The 20381-nt window shown below is 65.8% G+C and carries 15 protein-coding genes and 1 other RNA gene; 14 read left to right on the top strand and 2 right to left on the bottom strand.

What is annotated here, in order from left to right; genetic code table 11:
- Positions 1 to 38: 38 nt before the first annotated feature.
- The 4 genes from D575_RS0109935 to mgtE all read left to right on the top strand — a co-directional run bounded on the left by D575_RS0109935 (position 39) and on the right by mgtE (position 6050).
- The gene (locus tag D575_RS0109935) at positions 39 to 1043 is read left to right on the top strand and encodes a class I fructose-bisphosphate aldolase (protein ID WP_018145769.1); all 1005 of its coding nucleotides are present in this window, start codon (positions 39 to 41) and stop codon (positions 1041 to 1043) included.
- 456 nt (positions 1044 to 1499) lie between these two features.
- A complete protein-coding gene (gene soxB, locus D575_RS0109930) occupies positions 1500 to 3233 on the top strand; it encodes a thiosulfohydrolase SoxB (protein ID WP_018145768.1) in 1734 nt (577 codons plus the stop codon).
- A 105-nt stretch (positions 3234 to 3338) separates the two neighbouring features.
- On the top strand, positions 3339 to 4415 hold the full coding sequence (rlmM, locus tag D575_RS0109925) for a 23S rRNA (cytidine(2498)-2'-O)-methyltransferase RlmM (RefSeq protein WP_018145767.1): 1077 nt from the start codon (positions 3339 to 3341) through the stop codon (positions 4413 to 4415).
- A 225-nt stretch (positions 4416 to 4640) separates the two neighbouring features.
- Entirely contained in the window at positions 4641 to 6050 is a 1410-nt protein-coding gene (gene mgtE, locus D575_RS0109920; protein WP_026182110.1) for a magnesium transporter, read from the top strand.
- Positions 6051 to 6163: 113 nt separating this feature from the next.
- Here the strand turns inward: mgtE and D575_RS0109915 are convergent, their stop codons facing one another.
- Together D575_RS0109915 and ssrA are read right to left on the bottom strand one after the other, a co-directional pair.
- On the bottom strand, positions 6164 to 6583 hold the full coding sequence (locus D575_RS0109915) for a secondary thiamine-phosphate synthase enzyme YjbQ (protein ID WP_018145765.1): 420 nt from the start codon (positions 6581 to 6583) through the stop codon (positions 6164 to 6166).
- Positions 6584 to 6643: 60 nt separating this feature from the next.
- Positions 6644 to 7004: a transfer-messenger RNA gene (gene ssrA, locus D575_RS14130) on the bottom strand.
- 133 nt (positions 7005 to 7137) lie between these two features.
- Here ssrA and purL point away from each other — a divergent pair.
- From purL to fliJ, 10 genes are all read left to right on the top strand, one after another.
- Positions 7138 to 11013, top strand: coding sequence for a phosphoribosylformylglycinamidine synthase (purL, locus tag D575_RS0109910; protein WP_018145764.1), 3876 nt, complete (start codon positions 7138 to 7140; stop codon positions 11011 to 11013).
- 60 nt (positions 11014 to 11073) lie between these two features.
- Positions 11074 to 11610 (top strand): PilZ domain-containing protein, encoded by a 537-nt coding sequence (locus D575_RS0109905; RefSeq protein WP_018145763.1) that lies wholly within the window; start codon positions 11074 to 11076, stop codon positions 11608 to 11610.
- A gap of 89 nt (positions 11611 to 11699) precedes the next feature.
- Positions 11700 to 13079, top strand: a complete 1380-nt coding sequence (locus D575_RS0109900) for a sigma-54-dependent Fis family transcriptional regulator (RefSeq protein ID WP_026182109.1) — start codon at positions 11700 to 11702, stop codon at positions 13077 to 13079.
- 211 nt (positions 13080 to 13290) lie between these two features.
- Positions 13291 to 14649, top strand: a complete 1359-nt coding sequence (locus D575_RS0109895; RefSeq protein WP_018145761.1) for a sigma-54-dependent Fis family transcriptional regulator — start codon at positions 13291 to 13293, stop codon at positions 14647 to 14649.
- A 113-nt stretch (positions 14650 to 14762) separates the two neighbouring features.
- Positions 14763 to 15101: a flagellar hook-basal body complex protein FliE gene (gene fliE, locus D575_RS0109890; RefSeq protein WP_018145760.1), complete on the top strand. Its 339-nt coding sequence runs from the start codon at positions 14763 to 14765 to the stop codon at positions 15099 to 15101.
- 32 nt (positions 15102 to 15133) lie between these two features.
- Positions 15134 to 16813, top strand: a complete 1680-nt coding sequence (gene fliF / locus D575_RS0109885) for a flagellar basal-body MS-ring/collar protein FliF (RefSeq protein WP_018145759.1) — start codon at positions 15134 to 15136, stop codon at positions 16811 to 16813.
- Complete coding sequence (gene fliG / locus D575_RS0109880) at positions 16803 to 17813, top strand: flagellar motor switch protein FliG (protein ID WP_018145758.1); 1011 nt, start codon at positions 16803 to 16805, stop codon at positions 17811 to 17813. The genes fliF and fliG overlap by 11 nt, the downstream gene beginning before the upstream one ends.
- Positions 17810 to 18532 carry a FliH/SctL family protein gene (locus D575_RS0109875; protein WP_018145757.1) on the top strand — a complete coding sequence of 241 codons (723 nt, stop codon included), beginning with the start codon at positions 17810 to 17812 and terminating at the stop codon, positions 18530 to 18532. The genes fliG and D575_RS0109875 overlap by 4 nt, the downstream gene beginning before the upstream one ends.
- The gene (locus tag D575_RS0109870; protein ID WP_018145756.1) at positions 18529 to 19908 is read left to right on the top strand and encodes a FliI/YscN family ATPase; all 1380 of its coding nucleotides are present in this window, start codon (positions 18529 to 18531) and stop codon (positions 19906 to 19908) included. The genes D575_RS0109875 and D575_RS0109870 overlap by 4 nt, the downstream gene beginning before the upstream one ends.
- A complete protein-coding gene (gene fliJ / locus D575_RS0109865) occupies positions 19905 to 20351 on the top strand; it encodes a flagellar export protein FliJ (protein ID WP_018145755.1) in 447 nt (148 codons plus the stop codon). The genes D575_RS0109870 and fliJ overlap by 4 nt, the downstream gene beginning before the upstream one ends.
- Positions 20352 to 20381 lie beyond the last annotated feature (30 nt).

Raw genomic sequence — 20381 nt, 5'->3', positions numbered from 1 at the left:
TTCGAAGGCAGTCCCACGCAGAAACCCAAGGAGCAGGCATGAAGATCGATCAGTTGGTAGAGACGGCCGAAGCGATGGTGGCCCCCGGCAAGGGCATCATCGCCATTGATGAATCGACGGGGACGATTGCCAAGCGCCTGGGCGCGGTCGGTGTCGAGAATACCGAGGAGAACCGCCGCACGTACCGCGAGCTGTTGCTGACGACGCCGAAGCTGAAGGAGTACATCTCGGGCGCGATCCTGTATGACGAGACGCTTCGCCAGTCCACCCGTGACGGCAAGCCGTTCGTGGACGTGATGAACGAGGCCGGCATCCTGCCCGGCATCAAGGTCGATACCGGCGCGAAGGATCTGGCCGGCTTTCCCGGGGAGAAGGTGACCGAGGGCCTGGACGGACTGCGCGAGCGGCTCGAGGAGTACGCGCGGATGGGGGCCCGGTTCGCCAAATGGCGCGCGGTCATCACCATTGGCGAGACCATGCCCACGGATACCTGCATCGAGTCGAATGCGCATGCCCTGGCACGGTATGCCGCACTGTGCCAGGAGCACGGGATCGTGCCGATCGTGGAGCCCGAGGTCCTGATGGATGGCGACCATGACATCGAGACCTGTTACGGCGTGACCGAGGCGACCCAACGGGCCGTGTTCCGGGCGCTGTACGAGCATCACGTGCTGCTCGAGGGCACCATCCTCAAGGCCAGCATGGTGCTGCCGGGCAAGGACTGCCCCGAGCAGGCCAGTGTCGAGGACGTCGCCCATGCGACCCTGCGCTGCCTGGAATCCGCCGTGCCGGCGATCCTGCCAGGGGTGGTGTTCCTCTCGGGCGGGCAGAGCGACGCCGATGCCACCAACCACCTGGACGCCATGAACCAGATCGGTGGGACACCGTGGCCGCTGTCCTTCTCCTATGGCCGTGGCATGCAGCAGGCCGCGATGGAGCTTTGGGGCAAGGATCCCGCCGCCAATTTCGAGAAGGCCCAGCAGACGGTGTTCGAGCGCGCCCGGGACAACGGGCTGGCGGCCCAGGGAAAGTACGGGGCCTGAGGTCGCCGCCTGCCAGCCGCGGTGCGCAAGCGCAGCAAACGGATCGCCGTATACATTGATCTGGATCAAGAAAGACCGTCGGAAGGCTGACTAGCCTGAGATCGTCGGATCCGATCCTCGGCCCAGCAAGGGATGCACGATCCCCCAGCGTGCGCTGCGGGCCGATTGCTTCCGACGGTGTATGTCGCGTCTTGGCCTGCTATCTCCGGATAGCAGGCTTTTTTGTGTCTGCACCGGTGCGAAATGTGACGGGCGTGGCAAAAAGATGGAAATTCGCCAACACTCAGGAAATGGCGTGTTTTCCTCCCGATCTCCATCAAACAGCGCGAAAATACGCTTTTGTTGTGCGCATTCCCCCGCCCGGTTCGGGGAACATTCGCGGTGGCCGTGCGTCGGGAGCTTGGTAAGGGGTGCGATTGGCGTCCCGGATAAAACCAAGCCACCAAGGAGATCCATATGAGTCTCACGCGCAGAGAGTTTCTCGAAGCCATGGTCGCGGCCAGTGCCGCCGGCTTCTCGATGAATGCCTGGGCAGGCGAGAAGGGGTCCTGGAAGCCGGCCGATGCGAACATGTACGACCTGCCGAAATTCGGCAACGTGTCGCTGCTGCACTACACCGACTGCCACGCGCAGCTGAAACCGGTGCACTTCCGCGAGCCGGACGTGAACATCGGCGTGGGCGATATGCAGGGCAAGCCGCCAGTGCTGGCCGGCAAGGAAATGCTGGAATATTTCGATATCCAGCCGGGCACGCCGCTGGCGCATGCTGTCACCCATATGGACTTCAAGTATGCGGCCGAGAAATACGGTCGTCTGGGTGGGTTCTCCCATCTGTCCACGCTGATCCAGAAGCTGCGCGCGGATCGCCCGAATTCCCTGCTGCTGGATGGTGGCGATACCTGGCAGGGCTCCGCCACGTCGCTGTGGACGAACGGGCAGGACATGGTCGATGCGCAGAAACTGCTGGGCGTGGACATCATGGTCGGCCACTGGGAGTTCACCTTCGGCGACGAGCGGGTGATGGAGATCATCGAAAACGACTTCAAACCCAACAACATCGAGTTCCTGGCGCAGAACATCGAGGATCGCGACTGGGGCGACCCGGTGTTCGAGCCCTATACCATCCGCGAGATGAATGGCGTGCCGGTCGCCGTGATCGGCCAGGCGTTTCCCTATACATCCGTGGCCAACCCCGACTACATGTTCCCGGACTGGAGCTTCGGCATCCGCGACGAGAACATGCAGCGCATGATCGACGAGTGCCGCGAGAAGGGCGCCAAGGTGGTGGCGATCCTGTCGCACAACGGGATGGTCACCGACATGGAGATGGCCCGTCGCCTGCGCGATGTGGACATCATCATGGGCGGGCACACGCATGACGCGGTGCCGGGCGCGATGGAGATCGAGAATGCCGGCGGCGAGACCACGCTGGTCACCAATGCCGGTTCCAATGGCAAGTTCCTTGGCGTGATGGATCTCGACGTGACCGACAGCGGCATCCGCGACTACAAGTTCACGCTGCTGCCGGTGTTCTCCAACCTGATCGAGGCGGATGCCGAGATGGAGGAGCACATCCGCTCGGTGCGCGAGCCCTATGAGGACAAACTGAATGAAGAACTGGCCGTAACCGACGGTGTTCTTTACCGCCGCGGCAACTTCAACGGTACCTTCGACGAGGTCATCATGGATGCGATGATCAAGGAAATGGATGCCGAGGTGGCCCTGTCGCCCGGCTTCCGCTGGGGCATTAGCGTCCTGCCGGGTTCGCCCATCACCTTCGAGGAGTTGATGACGCAGACCGCGACCACCTACTCGGAGACGCAGCGCAACGAGATGACCGGTGCCCAACTGAAGAATGCCCTGGAGGACGTGGCCAACTCGATCTTCAATGCCAATCCCTACCATCACCGCGGCGGGGACATGGTGCGGACCTCCGGCATCGAATACACCATCGATCCGCACGAATCGATGGGTAGCCGTATCAGCGACATGCACATCAACGGTGAGCCGCTGGACCCGGACAAGAACTACGTGGTCGCCGGCTGGGCCAATGTCCACGAGCCGCTGGATACCGATCCGGTATGGGATGTGGTCGCCGGGTATCTGCGCGATCGCGACACCATCAGCCCCGGCAAGCCCTACCTGCCGAAGCTGAAGAACGTCGCGGGTGATCCTGGCCTGGATCGCTGATCGGCGTTTGGCTTGGCCCGCGCAAGCGGTCCGGGTAGTCTCGCAGCCGCCGTGCACCATTGGGGTGTGCGGCGGCTTTTTTGTGTGTGGGAGAGGGGTTCTGGGATGGGAACGAGCGGATCAGGCTTTTCCGGCCTGCTGCTGTATTGTCGCGCGGGCTTCGAGGCGGACCTGACGGCCGAGCTGACCGACCGCGCAGCGCGCGCGGGGCTGGGTGGTTTTGCGCGGGTGCAGCCCGGCAGCGGGTACGTCCATTTCGAGCCGGCCGGCTGCACGGTGGAGGCGCTGGCGCGCGCATTACCGTTCGAGGAATTGATCTTTGCGCGGCAGGTGTTTCCGGCGTTGCCCGCACTCGAGGGCCTGGATCGCGCGGATCGGCTGACGCCCATCATCGAACAGGCGTTTGCAGCCGGATGCCCGGTGGATTCCATCTGGCACGAGATGCCCGATACCAACGAGGGCAAGGGCCTGCGCCGGTTGATCAAGGCCGTGGAACGCCCGCTGGCCTCCGTCCTGCGCAAACGCGGGGTACTGCGGGCGCAGGCAGGCGGGCTGCGCCTGCATGTGTTCTGGCACTCCGGCGACTGCGTGCAACTGGGCCTTAGCCGGCCCGGCGAGCGCAGCGAGTGGCCGGGCGGGATCCTGCACCTGCGCTCGCCGCGCGAAGCACCCAGCCGGTCGACCCTGAAGTTGGAGGAGGCCTGGCACACCTTCATCCCGCGGGATGCCTGGGACGCGCGCCTGGCGCAGGGCATGCAGGCCGTGGACCTGGGGGCAGCCCCGGGCGGCTGGACCTGGCAGTTGGTGCGGCGCGGCATGTACGTGCATGCCGTAGATAACGGGCCGATGGATGCCCCGTTGATGGCAACCACCCAGGTGGAGCACCACCGCGAGGACGCCTTCTCCTGGGTGCCACCGAAATCGGTCACCTGGCTGGTCTGCGACATCGTGGACAAGCCCTCGCGGGTGGCCGCACGCATGGCGGACTGGCTGGAGGCCGGCTGGTGCCGCGAGGCCATCTTCAATCTCAAGCTGCCGATGAAACAGCGCTGGCAGACCGTATACGACTGCCTCGACCACATCGAGGAGCGCCTTCTGGACGCCCGGATCGCCCACCAGATGCGGGCGCGCCAGCTCTACCACGACCGCGAGGAGATCACCGTGCATGTCGAGCGGGGCTGAGTTGGATGTACTCGCCCTGACGCGGCCGTTTTGCGTCCGAAATTGCACGGATAAGCGTCCCACTGGGCGGTTTTTGTGGGCATAAAAGACGTGGAGTCAGGTGGTTACCGTGGTCCGACCCTGGCGGTCACCCGTCGGGCCGGGCGGTGGCCATGTACCATATGCCAGGACCGCAGGAGAGGGTTGCGGTCGGGCCCCCTGCACCTGGACTGAAGAGGCCTGCTAATGACTCCCGCCACCGAAGACGCCCCTGATCCGCAACGGGAGACTTCAGTTCTGGCCAGTGACGGTTCCGCCACGATCGAAGAGTTGTTGCTTGGCCTGCAGGCGCAGCTCGCCGAATCCGACTCCCAAGCCGCTGTCTGCGACTTCCTGGAAGGGCTGGACGAACAGGCCATCGCCTTGTTGCTGGAATCGTTTCCATTCCGCGAGCGGGAACGCATCTGGTCCTGCATACCTCAAGACCAGCGCGGGGAGGTATTGGCCGAAGTCGGCGTGGATGCCCGCGAGCATTTGATGGCGGACATGCAGGTCGAGGAGGTCACGGCCTTGGCGCAGGATCTTCCACCGGAAACGGTGGCGGAGCTCCTGGACACGATCGACGATCCGATCCGCGAGTCCGTGATCGAAACGCTGGCCGCGGGAGTGCGACACCATGTCACGACGCTTCATGGCTACGATGACGATGCGGTCGGGCGTTACATGGATCCCGAAACCACCAATGTGAAACCGGATGTAACACTCGAGGCCGTTCAACGGTTTGTACGCATTAGTCACTCGCTGGACAGCGAGTCGCAGGAATTGCTGGTCACGGACAAGGATGCCCGCCTCGTTGGCTCGCTACGTCTGGTCGACCTCGTGCGCAACCATCAAAAAAGGACGGTTGCCGATTTCATGTACATGCCGACGTGCCTGCTCGACACCATGGATATCCGCAAGGCGGCAACCATCCTGCGTGCCCGGGAACTTCCGTTTGCGCCCGTGGTAGACGCCGAAGGCGTCCTCGTGGGTCAGCTGAACATGAGCCACATCATGGAGATCGTGCGCGAGGATGCGGACGCGACCCTGCTCGGGATGGCCGGGGTCAAGGAAGAAGGCGAGCTGTTCGCACCGATCCGGTTCAGTATTCGCAGTCGGGGTATTTGGCTCGGCATCAATCTGGCAACGGCCTTTCTGGCCGCCTACGTTATTGGCCAGTTCGAGGCCGTGCTCTCGCAGGTCGTCGCCCTGGCGGTACTCATGCCCGTTGTGGCCAGCATGGGGGGTATTGCCGGGAGCCAGACCCTGACTGTGGTCATCCGTGGCCTGGCCATGGGTCAAATCGCCGGTACGAATCGCTGGTGGCTCTTGAATAAGGAGCTGTGGGTCGGCCTGGCCAACGGGATTATCTGGGCATTGGTTGTCGGCCTGGTGGCCCATTTGTGGTTCCAGGACCTGGCGATCAGCTTCATCATCACGCTGGCGATCATCATCAACATGACGGTGGCCAACGTGGCCGGGATCACCATACCGCTGACCTTGAAACGCCTCGGCATGGACCCCGCACTTTCCGGAGCGGTCATCCTGACGACCGTCACCGACGTGGTCGGATTCCTGTCATTCCTGGGGCTGGCGACGCTGCTGATTCTGGTCTGAGTTTCGTGTTTCAAGCCTTTCCGGGCCTCGCGGCATTCGCCGATCCGGGTGCGCGTTGATGAGGTCCGGAGGGAGATGATTACGTTGCATGTCGAGCGGGGCTGACTCGGCTTCTATTCGCCCTGGACCGTAATCGTGAGCTTGCGCGTGTGGGCGGCGTAGCGGTGCTCCCAGAGGAAGAGGCCCTGCCAGGTGCCGAGGATCAGGCGGCCCTGGCCGACCGGCACGGTCAGGTCGTTGTGCGTGAGCATGGCGCGGGCGTGGGCGGCCATGTCGTCGTCGCCTTCCATGTCGTGGCGGTAGGCGGGGTCGCCGTCCGGGGCCATGCGTGCGATCAGGGTCTCCAGGTCGTGGCGGACGTCGGGATCGGCGTTCTCGGTGACCAGCAGGGAGGCGCTGGTGTGATGCTGGAAGACGTGACAGGTGCCGGTGGTAATGCCGGAGGCGCGCACAATGTGCTCGACCGCCTGAGTAATGTTCAGGGTGCCGCGTCCGCGGGTCTGCTGGGTCAGGGTGTCCTGGTAGACGGCCATGCGTATTCCTCGAATACAAACAAAAAAGCGCCCGTAGGCGCTTGATTGGTCGATCTAAATTGGTGGAGGCGGCGGGAATCGAACCCGCGTCCGCAGGACCTCCGCCTTCGGCTCTACATGCTTATTCTGTCTTTTAGTTTAACCAGCGACCACCCGACAGTCAGGGCATGTAGCTGGCGATCCCGGTTGAGTTTTAATGGGTCCACGCCGGGCGCGCTTCACCACGATCTTATGAGAGTCGACGCCCGATACTGGACGCATAAGCACGGCTCCAGTCGGACGGCATCTACCGGTTTTTAAGCGGCGAGTGCGTAGTTGTCGTCGTTGGCAACTATTTTTTTGCAGTGGTTTTAACGAGGTCCACTACAGCCTCGGCATGCACCTCAGGTTTCGCGACCCGCGTCGAAGCCATGTCGCCCCCAAGTACTACATGGACAGGGTAACGCATCGGGAGTTCCCCAACCAGCGCAATTGCTGTCACGTACCGGTCCCGCGCGGCAGGCGCCTCCGGTACAATGCGCGGCTTTCGGTACGTCCGGTTTCGAGGAAGCGTAATGCGGGTTGTGGAAGGGGGCGCGGCGGTCTCGCCGTTTCGGCTGCGGGCTCTGGAGGCAGGGCTGCGGGCAAGCGTACCGGGTGCCGGCCCGCTGGCGGCACGGTTCATCTATTTCGTGGCGACTCGCCGTCGGCTGAGTCCGGACGAGGAGGCAGTGCTGGCGCGCCTGCTGCGCGAGGGCGATGCCTGGGAGGCCCCCGAGTTTGCGGTGCAACGCGAACTGGTGGTGATCCCGCGCTTTGGCACGATCAGCCCGTGGTCGTCCAAGGCCACCGAGATTGCCCACCATGCCGGGCTGGAGGACGCGGTCGAGCGCATCGAGCGCGGCATCCACTGGCAGATCGGGGGCGAAGCAGCGGCGAGGGCCGATTTGGAGGCGCTGGCCGACCTGCTCCATGATCGCATGACCGACGCGGTGATCGAGGATCCGGCGGCCGCGGCCCAACTCTTTCACCACGAGACGCCACGGTCGCTGGGGCGTGTGGAGCTCGGCGAGGATGCCCGCGCGGCGCTGGAGCGCGCGAATGGCGAGCTGGGCCTGGCGCTGTCCCCGGACGAGATCGATTACCTGGCCGATGGGTTCTCCGCGCTGGGGCGCGCGCCGACCGATGCCGAACTGATGATGTTCGCGCAGGCCAACTCGGAACACTGCCGGCACAAGATCTTCAATGCCGCCTGGGTGCTGGACGGCGAGGCCGACGAGCGCACGCTGTTCGGGATGATTCGCCAGACCCATGCGCGCCATCCCGAGGGCGTGCTGTCCGCCTATAGTGATAACGCATCGGTCATCGCCGGGCATGAAGGGACGCGCCTGATGCCGGATGCAATTACCGGCGAGTATCGTCGCGAGGCGCTGGATCTGGCGATCCTGATGAAGGTCGAGACGCATAACCATCCGACCGCGATCTCCCCGTTTCCCGGGGCTGCCACCGGCTCCGGTGGCGAGATCCGCGACGAGGGCGCGACGGGACAGGGGTCCAAGCCCAAGGCAGGGCTGACCGGGTTCTCCGTGTCCAACCTGCGCATTCCCGGCTTCGAACAGCCCTGGGAGCGGGATTTTGGCCGCCCTGGCCGGATCGAGAGCGCGCGCCAGATCATGCTGGATGGCCCGATCGGCGCGGCTGCCTTTAATAACGAGTTCGGGCGGCCGGCGCTGGCTGGCTACTTCCGTACCCTGGAGATGGCACTGCCGGATGCCGCGGGCGGCGAGACCCTGTACGGCTATCACAAGCCGATCATGCTGGCCGGTGGGGTCGGGTCGATCCGGGGCGAGCACGTGCACAAGCAGGATGTGCCGGCCGGTACCCCGATCGTCGTCCTGGGTGGCCCGGCGATGCTGATCGGTCTGGGCGGCGGGGCGGCCTCGTCCATGGCGAGCGGGGCGAGTTCGGAGCAGCTGGACTTCGCCTCGGTGCAGCGTGGCAACCCCGAGATGGAGCGGCGCTGCCAGGAAGTGATCGACCGGTGCACGGCCCTGGGGGCCGGCAACCCCATCCTGTCGATCCACGATGTGGGCGCGGGCGGGTTGTCCAACGCCATTCCGGAGATCCTGGACGACGCCGGGCGCGGTGGGGTGATCCAGTTGCGCGACCTGCCGACGGCCGAGCCGGGTCTGTCGCCGATGGAGCTGTGGTGCAACGAGGCACAGGAACGCTACGTGCTGGCGATTGCCCGCGAACATCTGGAGACCTTCCGTACCCTGGCGGCGCGTGAGCGCGCCCCGTTCGCGGTGGTGGGCGAGGCCACGGACGAGGGGCACCTGAAGGTCGAGGACGACCTGTTCCACGAGCCGCCGGTGGATATGCCCATGGGCATGTTGCTGGGCAAGATGCCGTTGATGACCCGCGAGGACCGCCGCCGGGCGCCGCCGGTGACGGACTTCGATCCCGAGGCCTGTCCGTTGGCGGAGGCACTGGAGCGCGTGCTGCACATGCCTTCGGTCGCGGCCAAGCACTTCCTGATCACGATCGGGGATCGCAGCGTGGGAGGGCTGGTCGCGCGCGACCAGATGGTCGGTCCCTGGCAGGTGCCGGTGGCGGACTGCGCCGTCACGCTGACGGATTTCGATGGTTATACCGGCGAGGCGATGGCGATGGGCGAGCGCACGCCGCTGGCGATCCTGTCGGCGCCGGCCTCCGGGCGCATGGCCATCGGCGAGGTGGTGACCAACCTGGCCGGGGCCGATATCGACGGTACGGATGCGATTCGCCTTTCGGCCAACTGGATGGCCGCCGCCGGGGTACCGGGCGAGGACGCCAACCTGTTCGACACCGTGCGCGCCATTGCCGAGGACCTGTGTCCGGCGCTGGGGATATCGATCCCGGTGGGCAAGGACTCGCTGTCCATGCGCACGGTATGGGAGACCGAGGACGGGCAGGCGCGGCACATGCACGCACCGGTATCGCTGATCGTCTCGGGCTTTGCCCGGGTCGCGGATGCGCGCCGGACCCTGACGCCGCAGCCGGATCCGGCTGCGGACGATCGACTGTGGCTGATCGATCTGGGCGAGGGTCGCGCGCGCATGGGGGGCTCGGCGCTGGCCCAGGGCTACGGACATATCGGCGAGACCGCCCCGGACCTGGTGGATGCCGCCCGTCTGCGCGCCTTCTTCGACGCCATCGGCACCCTGCGCCGCAACGGCCTGTTGCGCGCCTACCATGACCGCTCCGACGGCGGACTGGTCACCACATTGCTGGAGATGGCCTTTGCCGGGCGCTGTGGGCTCGATGTGGAGATCCCTGGCGGACAGCCGGTAGCGGCCTGGCTGTTCAACGAGGAACTGGGTGCGGTGGTCCAGATGGCTGCGGGTGCCGAGTCCGCGCTGCGCGACGCCTTCGCGGAGGCGGGGCTGGAGGCGCACCTGCACCCGGTGGCGCGCCTGCGCGAGGACGAACAGATCGCCATCCGCCAGGACGGGCGGGATCTGTACACCGGTGACCGTGCCGGTCTGCAGCGTCAGTGGCAGGAGACCTCGGCGCGGATGCAGCGGCTGCGCGATGATCCGGAGTGTGCCGACGAGGAGCTCGCGCGGGTGGATGCCGATGGCGGTCTGCAGCCACGGGTGAATTTCGATCCGGCCGAGGATGTGGCCGCCCCGATGATCGCGCGCGGCGAACGTCCGCGCATTGCGATCCTGCGCGAGCAGGGGGTCAACGGGCAGCTGGAGATGGCGGCGGCGTTCGAGCGCGCCGGGTTTGCCCCGGTGGACGTGCACATGACTGACCTGCTGGATGGGCGCCAGGATCTGGGCTCGATGCAGGGGATGGCCGTCTGCGGCGGGTTTTCCTACGGCGACGTTCTGGGTGCCGGCGGCGGCTGGGCGCAGACGATCCTGAATCATCCGGCTCTGCGGGATGCCTTCCAGGGATTCTTCGAGCGTCCCGAGACCTTCACGCTGGGGGTCTGCAACGGCTGTCAGATGCTTTCGCATCTCGCCCCGCTGATCCCGGGAGCCGATCACTGGCCACGCTTTGTGCGCAACCGTTCCGAGCAGTTCGAGGCGCGCCTGTCGCAGGTGCGCATCGAGCCGGGCCCGGCCGTGCTGCTCGACGGAATGGCCGGCTCGGTGCTGCCGGTCGTGGTCTCGCATGGCGAGGGACGCACCCGTTACGCTAATGGTGTGCCGGTCCATGATCAGGCCACCCTGCGCTACGTGGAGGCCGATGACACCCCGGCGACGGTTTATCCGGCCAATCCGAATGGCTCTGCCGGCGGGGCCACCGGCTTCGCGAGTGAGGATGGGCGCGCGCTGATCATGATGCCGCATCCGGAACGCGTGTTCCGCAGCGTGCAGCACAGCTGGCACCCGGCGGACTGGGGCGAGGAGGGCCCGTGGTTGCGGCTGTTCCGCAATGCCCGGGTGTTCGTCGGCTGAAGCCCGCCATGGTCTATAACGGAAACATTTGTTCCGGCGACGAGGGAGGCGGGAGCGCACATGGATGACGCCAGTCAGGACGAGTTTCTCGGAGATGACCTGCGTGTGACGACCGCGCTGATGATTGGTCCGTCGGTCCGGTCCGCCACCGATCCTGTGCTGGCGCAGCGCCTGATCGAGAGCCTGGACCTGTTCGACGACGCGCACCCGCGCGGAGCGATGCCGCACGAGGACGAGTCCTCGCCCGAGGTGCAGCGTCTGGAACACAAGCTGGATCTGTTGTTGCATCTGGTCGCGGAGTCACTCCACCCCGAGCGCCCGGATCCGGTGGAGGCGACGCTCAGTGGCCACGGGATTGTGCTGCCAGCGGGCACGCTGCCGGAGGATTGTGACCGCGTGGAGGTCTATCTCAGTCGCCTGTTGCCCCAGCCGTGCGTTCTGGGTGTCGAGACTCCGACAACCCGTGGAGGCCTGCAGATGACTCGCTGGACAGGGATTGAAGGTCCCCTGGAAGAGGCGATCGGTCGCTGGATCTTTCGGTTGCATCGCCGCGAGGTCGCCGGGAAACGCCAGAAAGTTGACGGCAATCACAAATAAGCTCGATACTGCGAACTCGATCACACCATTGGATGTCGGCCCGGACTTTTCTCGGGTGGGCGCATCCGATCGCGGCAATCGGGGCACAGATGCGGGATCCGGGGGAACAACAACAGGCCATGCGCATTGCACTCAGCGGCGATGCGGGAGCCGCGGACGCAACACGGGCGATCCTGAACTGCCTTGGTTGCGAGGCCGAGACCCACTCCAACCCGACTGATCTGATGGACGGCACGCCCGCCGCAGCCGTGTGGCTTTGCGGACCTGCCGCCGAACTCTCCGCGCGCCTGCAGGAGCCGCGCGGGAATCTGGCACCGGTTGTCGTGCAACCGACTGACGGTGGCCAGGTGCAGGCCAACGGGGTGGATTGCATCGTCGAGCATCCGCTCTCGATTGGCCGGGTTTCTCAGGTCCTTCAGTGGCTGCGCTTCGGTCGCGAGCCGGGGTACGACGATATCCCCGGGCTGGTCGGGTCGCATCCGACCATGCAGGCGGTCAAGCGCCTGGTCGGGCAAGTGGCGCGGACCGATGCCACGGCGCTGATCCTGGGCGAGACCGGATCCGGCAAGGAGGTCGTGGCCCGCGCGATCCACAACGCCTCCGACCGCGCGGACAAGCCGTTCGTGGCAGTCAACTGTGGCGCCATCCCCGCGGATCTGCTGGAAAGCGAGCTGTTCGGCCACGAGAAGGGCGCGTTTACGGGCGCCTTCACCGCGCGCGCCGGCCGGTTTGAACTGGCCGAGGATGGCACGCTGTTTCTCGACGAGATCGGCGACATGCCCTTGCCGATGCAGGTGAAACTGCTACGCGTACTGCAGGAGCGGGTGTTCGAGCGGGTCGGTTCCAACAAATCGATCCCGGCCCGCGCGCGAATCATCGCGGCCACCCACCGGAATCTGGATGATGCGGTGGCGGATGGCAGCTTCCGGCAGGATCTTTTCTTCCGCTTGAGTGTATTCCCGATCGAGCTGCCACCCCTGCGCGAACGCACCAGCGATATGCCGCTGCTGATCGCCGCTCTGGAAGACCGGCTGCGCGACCAGGGCATGGCCCCCGCCCACCTGACCCCTATGGTGGTTGCCCACCTGGGGCAACTAGCGTGGCCGGGGAATATCCGCGAGCTGGCGAACCTCCTGGAGCAGCTTGCGATCATCTATCCGGATCTACCGGTGGACCTGGCGCAGCTGCCACCGCGGGTGCGTCCGGATGGAATCGAGGATCTGACCCTGCCGCCGACTACGCCGAATGGTTTCGAAGGCGGTTCCGCTGCGGGCGCCAACCTGCTGGCCGGTGGTCTGCCACCGGAGGGCGTCGATCTGCGCAGCTTCCTCAACGACCTCGAGCGCGACATGATCACCCGTGCCCTGGACGAGACCGGGCACGTGGTGGCGCGCGCCGCGCGGCGTCTGGGCATGCGGCGGACCACCCTGGTTGAGCGCATGCGCAAGTTCGGCCTGGGCAAGGCCTGAGAAGACGCGAATGCGGGCGTGAACGCGCCCGGAAATCGGTGTGCTCAAGTGGACGGAATCCCGTCACTCGATGGATCCGAGATGGGCAACCCCCGCGTCATAGGCTTGACGGATCCCGGGCCGATCCAGAAAAACCCTCTATAAACCAATCGCCTGCCTTGGTGGCGCGATGTTTGCTAGATCTTTCCCGAATCGATACGGGAAGACCTTCATGTCGCGAGCCACGATCCTGCTGGTGGATGCCGAACCCGAACTGCGAGAGGCCGTGGTCCAGGTGCTGGCCACGATCCCGCGGGTGCGTCTGCAGACGTGTACTGCCGACGCGCTGGTGCAATCCCTGGAGGTGTCCGCCCCGGTGGTCATCCTGCTGGCGCATCCTGCGGACGTGTCCCGGGATGCCCTGAGCCAAGCCACGGCAGCACTGGCGGCAGTCAGCCGCGACGCAAGCCAGGATCAGGAACTGGCTGCGATGCGACACGGGCTGGAGGCGCACTTCGCGCTCCCGCGGATGGCGGACGAGCTGGCCGGGTGGCTGCGTCCGCGAGTGCGGCCGGAGCCGTCGCTCGAGGTCCCTGCATTGGTGACACGCAGTCCCGTGATGCGCGGCATCGATCGCTTCGTGACGCGCATTGCCGGCAGCACGGCAACCGTCTTCGTTACCGGTGAGTCGGGGGTGGGCAAGGAGGTCCTGGCGCGGCAGCTGCACGCGCGCTCGCCGCGGCGACGGGGACCATTCGAAGCGATCAACTGCGCCGCACTGCCCGAGGCGATGCTCGAGGCGATGCTCTTCGGGCATGCCAAGGGCGCCTTTACCGGCGCGGTCGAGGCGCGACCGGGCAAGTTTGTGCGGGCCGACGGCGGCACATTGCTGCTGGACGAAGTGACGGAGATCCCGGTGCATTTGCAGGCAAAGCTGCTGCGTGCGCTGCAGGAGCGCGAGGTCGAGCCGCTGGGCGGGCGGCGGCCGCAGCGCGTGGACGTGCGCGTGATCGCGACCTCCAATCGGGATTTGCGCGCGGCCGTGGCCGAAGGGCATTTGCGCGAAGACCTGTACTACCGACTGAACGTCTTTCCCCTGTGCATCCCGCCACTGCGCGAGCGTGCAGAAGATATTGTGCCCTTGGGCGAGGCCTTGCTCCGACGCCTGAGTGGCGGCCAGCTCCAGACCCTGGATGACGGCGCACAACGACGGCTGCGCGAACACGACTGGCCGGGCAACGTGCGCGAACTGGCGAACGTGATGGAACGCGCGGTCACATTGCATGACAACGCGGATCCGCAGGTGAGTGCAGAGTCGGTTTGGCTGGATGCGGACATGGTGAATCCCTGGAGTACCGGGGCCGGCGAGGTGACCACCGGGGCGCAATCGAAGCCGGATGACGAGAACCCGACACCGATGCTGGAGCAGACCCTGCAGACGCAGGAGAGCCGGGTGATCATGAACGTCCTGCGCGAGTCCGGCGGGCGGCGCAAGGAGGCCGCCGACCGGCTGGGAATCAGCCCCAGAACATTGCGTTACAAGATTGCGCGTCTGCGCGAGCACGGCTTTGCGGTGCCCGCGTCGGGCTAATGTGCAGTCGCCTGGCATATGGATTGCTTGAGAGTTTCTGTCGAACACGAAAATACGACGGGCCCGTCGTGGTCGGTCGGCCGGCGTAACAAGACGCCCCGGGGGTAGTGAGCATGAGCGAGATGCAGATCCAGAACGTCCTGCAGCAGATGCGTCAACTGACGCAAGCCAACGGCGTGGAAAACACGAATGCGGCCCAGCAGACGCGCGAACCCCAGCGCGTCGGCGGCACGGACTTCCAGAACGTGCTGACGGAGTCGCTACGGGGTGTCAATCAGGTGCAGCAGCAGGCGACCGATCTGCAGACGCGCTTCGAGCTGGGCGACGACAACGTGAGCCTGCCGCAGGTGATGACCGCGATGAGCAAGTCGAGCATCGCCTTCGAGGCGACCAACCAGGTGCGCAACCGTCTGCTGACGGCATATCAGGAAATCATGCGGATGCAGGTCTGATCGGCCGATCGGGCTGAGGGAGAGAACGGACGATGGCCGAAGATGCACAATCCCTGCCCGCGGTGGTGACCGGCGGGATCAAGGAGTTTAACGGGATGCCTGCGGGCCGCCAGCTGGCCCTGATCGGCATGCTGGCGGGTGCCATTGTGGTGATCGTGGCGCTGCTGTACTGGGCGCTGCGCCCGACCTACGTACCGTTGTTTCCGCGCATGGATGCGGAGGATGCGGCGGAGGTCGTGCAAGTCCTTTCGCAGGCCGGTATCCAGTATCAGGTCGATTCCACGACGGGGCAGGTGAAGGTGCCCCAGGGCGAGGTGGCGGGTGCGCGGCTGCAGCTGGCCGGCGAAGGCCTGCCACGTTCGGGCGACATGGGCTTCGAGCTGCTGCAGGAGGATACCGGCCTGGGTACGAGCCGGATGATCGAGGGGGCGCGCCACCATCGGGCGATGGAGGGCGAACTGGCGCGTACCGTGGCATCGCTGAATGCGGTGGACCGGGCGCGTGTGCATATTGCCGAGGGTGAGCAGTCGGTGTTCGTGCGTGATCGGCGCCCGGCCAGCGCGTCGGTGGTCGTGCACCTGCGCGGTGGGCGGTCCCTGAGCGAGTCGCAGGTCGGTGCGATCGTGCATCTGGTCGCGTCCAGCACCTCTGATCTGGATCCTGATCGGGTCACCGTGGTGGACCAAAGCGGGACGCTCCTGACCCAGGATGGCGGCGAGACGGGCATGGGTGGTAGTGGCGACCGCCTGAGTTTCACCCGCGACGTGGAGACCCGCTATACCGACCGTATCCGTGACCTGCTGATTCCGATCGTCGGGCGCGACAAGGTACGGGTGCAGGTGAACGCGGACATCGACTTCTCGAGCGTCGAGCGCACCGAGGAACTGTACGATCCCGAGACGATTGCCCTGCGGTCCGAGCAGACCCGCGAGGACGAGCGCACGGGACCCGAGGGCGGTATCGGGGGTGTCCCCGGGGCGCTGACCAACCAGCCGCCCGCCGGTGGGGTTGTCGGCGAGGAAGGCGAGGAGGGTGAGGGCCCGCCCGCGGCGCTCCCGGGCAGCCGCAGCACCAATATCACCCGCAACTACGAGGTGGATCGCCGCATAAACCATATCCGCGAGATGCCGGGGGGCGTGCAACGCGTGTCCACGGCGGTGGTGGTGGACTTCCGCCAGGAGGTCAACGAGGACGGCGAGACCGTGCAGGTGGCGAGGGATGCGGAGGAACTGCAACGCATCGAAGCGCTGGTGCGCGAGGCGGTTGGATTCAATGCCGAACGGGGGGATACGATCAATGTAGTGACCGCCCCGTTCGAGGCGCCCATCGAGGCGGTGGCGGCGGACGAAATCGCGTTCTGGGAACAACCCTGGTTCCTCGGGGTGGTCAAGATCGTGGCGGCATTGCTGCTGGCTCTGATTATCCTGTTGACGGTGGTGCGTCCGGCGATGAAACATCTGATGAAGCGGCCGGCGCCGCCGCCGCGGCGCGAGGAAGATCGCGAAGCGCTGACCGACGAGTCAGCGGGCAGCGAGATGGGCATGGGCATGGGGATGGGTCAGGGCGAGGGTTCGGCCGTGGCTGCGCTGACCGGCCCCAAGGGTCCGGACCAGCAGGAGATGGATCTGGAGGCGGTGCGCGAGATGGTCCGCGAGGACCCCAAGCGCGTGGCACAGGTGATGAAGACGTGGTTGGGTGACGATGGCCGCTGACAAGAACGCCAAACAGGAAGGTGCCGAGCGCGCCGCCGTGTTCATGATGAGCCTCGGCGAGGACGCGGCCGCCGAGGTCATGCGCCACATGGGGCCCAAGGAGGTGCAGAAGATTGGCACCGCGATGGCGTCCATGGACCGCATTTCGCGCAGTGACGTGAATGCCGCGCTGCATGAATTCTCCACCCACGTGCAGGAACAGACGGCGCTGGGCGTGGGTGCTGACGAGTACGTGCGCAGCGTCATGGAGAGCGCGCTGGGCGACAAGGCCTCGGGCCTGATCGACCGCATCCTGCTGGGGCGCAATTCCAAGGGAATCGAGGCCCTCAAGTGGCTGGATCCACGGGCGATTGCCGACATGCTGCGCAACGAGCACCCGCAGATCGTGGCGATTGTGCTTTCCCACCTCGACTCCGACCAGGCGTCGGATACCCTGCAGTACCTGCCCGCGCGGGTGCAGTCCGACATCGTGATGCGCATTGCGACCATGGATGGAGTCCAGCCCCAGGCCCTGCAGGAGCTGGACGAGATCCTCGACCGTCAGCTTTCCGGCAATGCCGCGAGCAAGACGTCGATGCTGGGTGGCGTGCGTTCGGCGGCCAACATCATGAACTTGATGGAAGGCTCACGGGAGGCGGAGATCATGGATACGATCAAGGAGTCCGATTCCGATCTGGGTTCGCGCATCGAGGAAGAGATGTTCGTGTTCGAGAACCTGGTGGAGATCGACGACCGCGGTATCCAGACGCTGATGCGCGAGATTCAGACGGAATCGCTGGTGCTCGCCATGAAGGGTGCCGACGACGACATGAAGGACAAGATCTTCCGCAACATGTCCAAGCGCGCGGCCGAGATGCTGCGCGAGGACCTCGAGGCCAAGGGCCCGGTCCGGGTCAGCGAGGTCGAGGGCGCGCAGAAAGAGATCCTGTCCGTGGCCCGCCGGCTCGCGGAGAACGGCGATATCGTGCTGGGTGGCGGTGGTAGCGAGGCGATGTTGTGACCGATGGCCCGGCGGCCAGGCTTTACACCGACGCGGCGGCATCGCTTTGGGAGCCGCCGGAGATTGGTGACAATGGGGTCCATCCCCCGCGTCGCCTGCCGACGGCCGCCGAGATCGAGGCGATCGAGGACGAAGCCCGCAAGAACGGGTTCGAGGGCGGTTATGCCGAGGGGCATGAGCTTGGCAAGAAAGAGGCCGAGAAGGCCACCCGGGCGCGCGAGGACAAGAAACTGCGCGAGACGGTCGCCATGCTGGAATCCGTGGCCGGCGGCCTTGCTGATCCCCTGGCGGATGCCGCCGATGCCCTGGAGCCGGAGTTGCTGGCGCTGGTGACGGCGCTTGCACGCAAGGTCGTCCAGAGCGAACTGGAGACGCGACCGGAGCACATCCGGACCGTCCTGGAAGGGGCATTGGCCCAGCTTCCCGGACGCAACCAGGAGGTTCGGGTGCACTTGAACCCGGAGGACCAGGCGCTGGTGGAGGCCTATGGTGAGCGGGCGGATGCGCGCATCACCTGGGTCCCGGACGCGGGCCTGGCGCGCGGCGGCTGTCGCCTCGAATCGGGCGCGGCAAGTGTCGACGCAAGCCTCGAGCGGCGTCTGCAGCACGCGGTGGAAGCCCTCTGGGATGGCGAGTATCCGGAGATGGACGGCGCACCCGACGAGGAAGATCACCAGTCCGCCAATTCCGTGGACAGCGCGGCCCCGGAGGATTCATGAGTACCCCGATCGACGAGGTCCGCCGCAAGGGCCGGGAACGGCTGAGTAGTGGCTTGCTGGATCGTCTACAGCAGTCGCGCGGGCGGGTCGAGCGGGTCAATCCGCCGCAGTCGGAGGGTCACCTGTCGCGCCTGACCGGTCTGACGCTGGAGGCGGAAGGCCTGCGCTTGCCCATTGGGGGGCGCGCGCTGATCCACGGCGAGAACGGAGACACGGTGCCGGCCGAGGTCGTCGGTTTCCAGAATGAACGCACGTTCCTGATGCCCGAGGAAATCGCGGCGGGCCTGACGCCCGGCGCGCGCATCGAGCCGCTGGACAACCAGCGTCAGATTCCGGTCGGGGAGGGGCTGCTGGGCCGCGTGATCGATGCCAACGGGCAGCCGCTGGACGGAAAAGGCCCAATCCGCACCCATGATTTTGGGCTGTTGGCCGGGCGGCCGATCAACCCGCTGCAACGCGCACCGGTACGCGAGCCGCTAGATGTGGGGATCCGGGCAATCAATGGTCTGCTGTCGGTGGGTCGTGGTCAGCGCCTCGGTCTGTTCGCCGGATCCGGGGTCGGCAAGAGTGTGCTGCTGGGGATGATGACGCGCAACACGACGGCGGACGTGATCGTGGTCGGGCTGATCGGCGAGCGCGGTCGGGAAGTGAACGAGTTCATCCACGAGATTCTCGACGAGGAATCGCGCACGCGCACGGTGGTGGTCGCCGTGCCGGCCGACCAGTCGCCGCTGCTGCGCCAGCACGGGGCCTGGGTGGCCACTGCGGTGGCGGAGCATTTCCGCGACCAGGGCCTGCACGTGCTGTTGCTGATGGATTCCCTGACCCGCTTTGCCCAGGGCGCCCGCGAGATCGCGATGGCGATCGGCGAGCCGCCGGCCTCCAAGGGCTATGCGGCATCGGTATTTGCGCGCCTGCCGCAACTGGTGGAGCGTGCCGGCAACGGCGACGTAGGGGGCGGCTCGATTACCGCCTTCTACACCGTGCTGGCCGAGGGCGATGACCAGAACGACCCGATTGTGGACGCCGCGCGCGCGATCCTGGACGGCCATGTCGTGCTGTCGCGCGAGGTGGCAGAGACCGGGCGTTACCCGGCGATCGATGTCGGTGCATCGGTCTCGCGCGTAATGTCCTCGCTGATCTCGCCGGAACACGAGCGGGCGGCGCGACGCTTCCGCGGCCTCTCCGCCACCTATATGCAGAATCGCGATCTGATCGCGGTCGGGGCCTATCGCAAGGGGGCCGACCCGCACTTGGACGAGGCAGTGGCGATGCACGAGCGCCTGGAGGCGTATCTGGCGCAGGGCCGCGAAGAGGCCGTCGGCTTTGACCGTGCGCGGGATGACCTGCTGGCGCTGGTTGGCGGGGCGGCATGAACCCGAAGCGCCTGGAACGACTGTTGCGCCTGCGCCGGATCGAGGAGACCGAGGCCACCCGCCAGCTGGGTGAACGTCTGCAGCAACTGGATGGCATTGCCGGTCAGCGCGAGCGCCTGGAAACCTATCAGCGTGAGTATCTGCAGGCGACCCTGCCGGATGACGCCAACGCCCTCAAGTGGTTGGCGGGCATGCGCGACCAGTTGCGCTCGGCGCTGGAGCAACAGGACCTGCGCATTCAGGCGGCGGAGTCGCAGGTGGAGACCGCGCGCCAGGAGTGGCTGGAGCGCCACCGCAACAGCCTGTCGCTGGAAAAGCTGCTGCAACGCCGGAAGGCCGAGACGGCGCAACACGGCGCCCGGCGCCAGCAGACCGAACAGGATATGTGGGCCACGCGGCAGGCTCATGCGCGCGAGGAAGCGTCGCGTTGGCAAGGTTCTTGAATGGACCGTGACTATCGATTAGGGCAAGGG

Origin of the sequence: Thioalkalivibrio sp. AKL6 (genome assembly GCF_000376905.1) — a bacterium.
Taxonomy (GTDB): domain Bacteria; phylum Pseudomonadota; class Gammaproteobacteria; order Ectothiorhodospirales; family Ectothiorhodospiraceae; genus Thioalkalivibrio; species Thioalkalivibrio versutus.
Note: the sequence above shows the minus strand (reverse complement) of the source record. Positions and strands in the feature narration are given on the sequence as shown.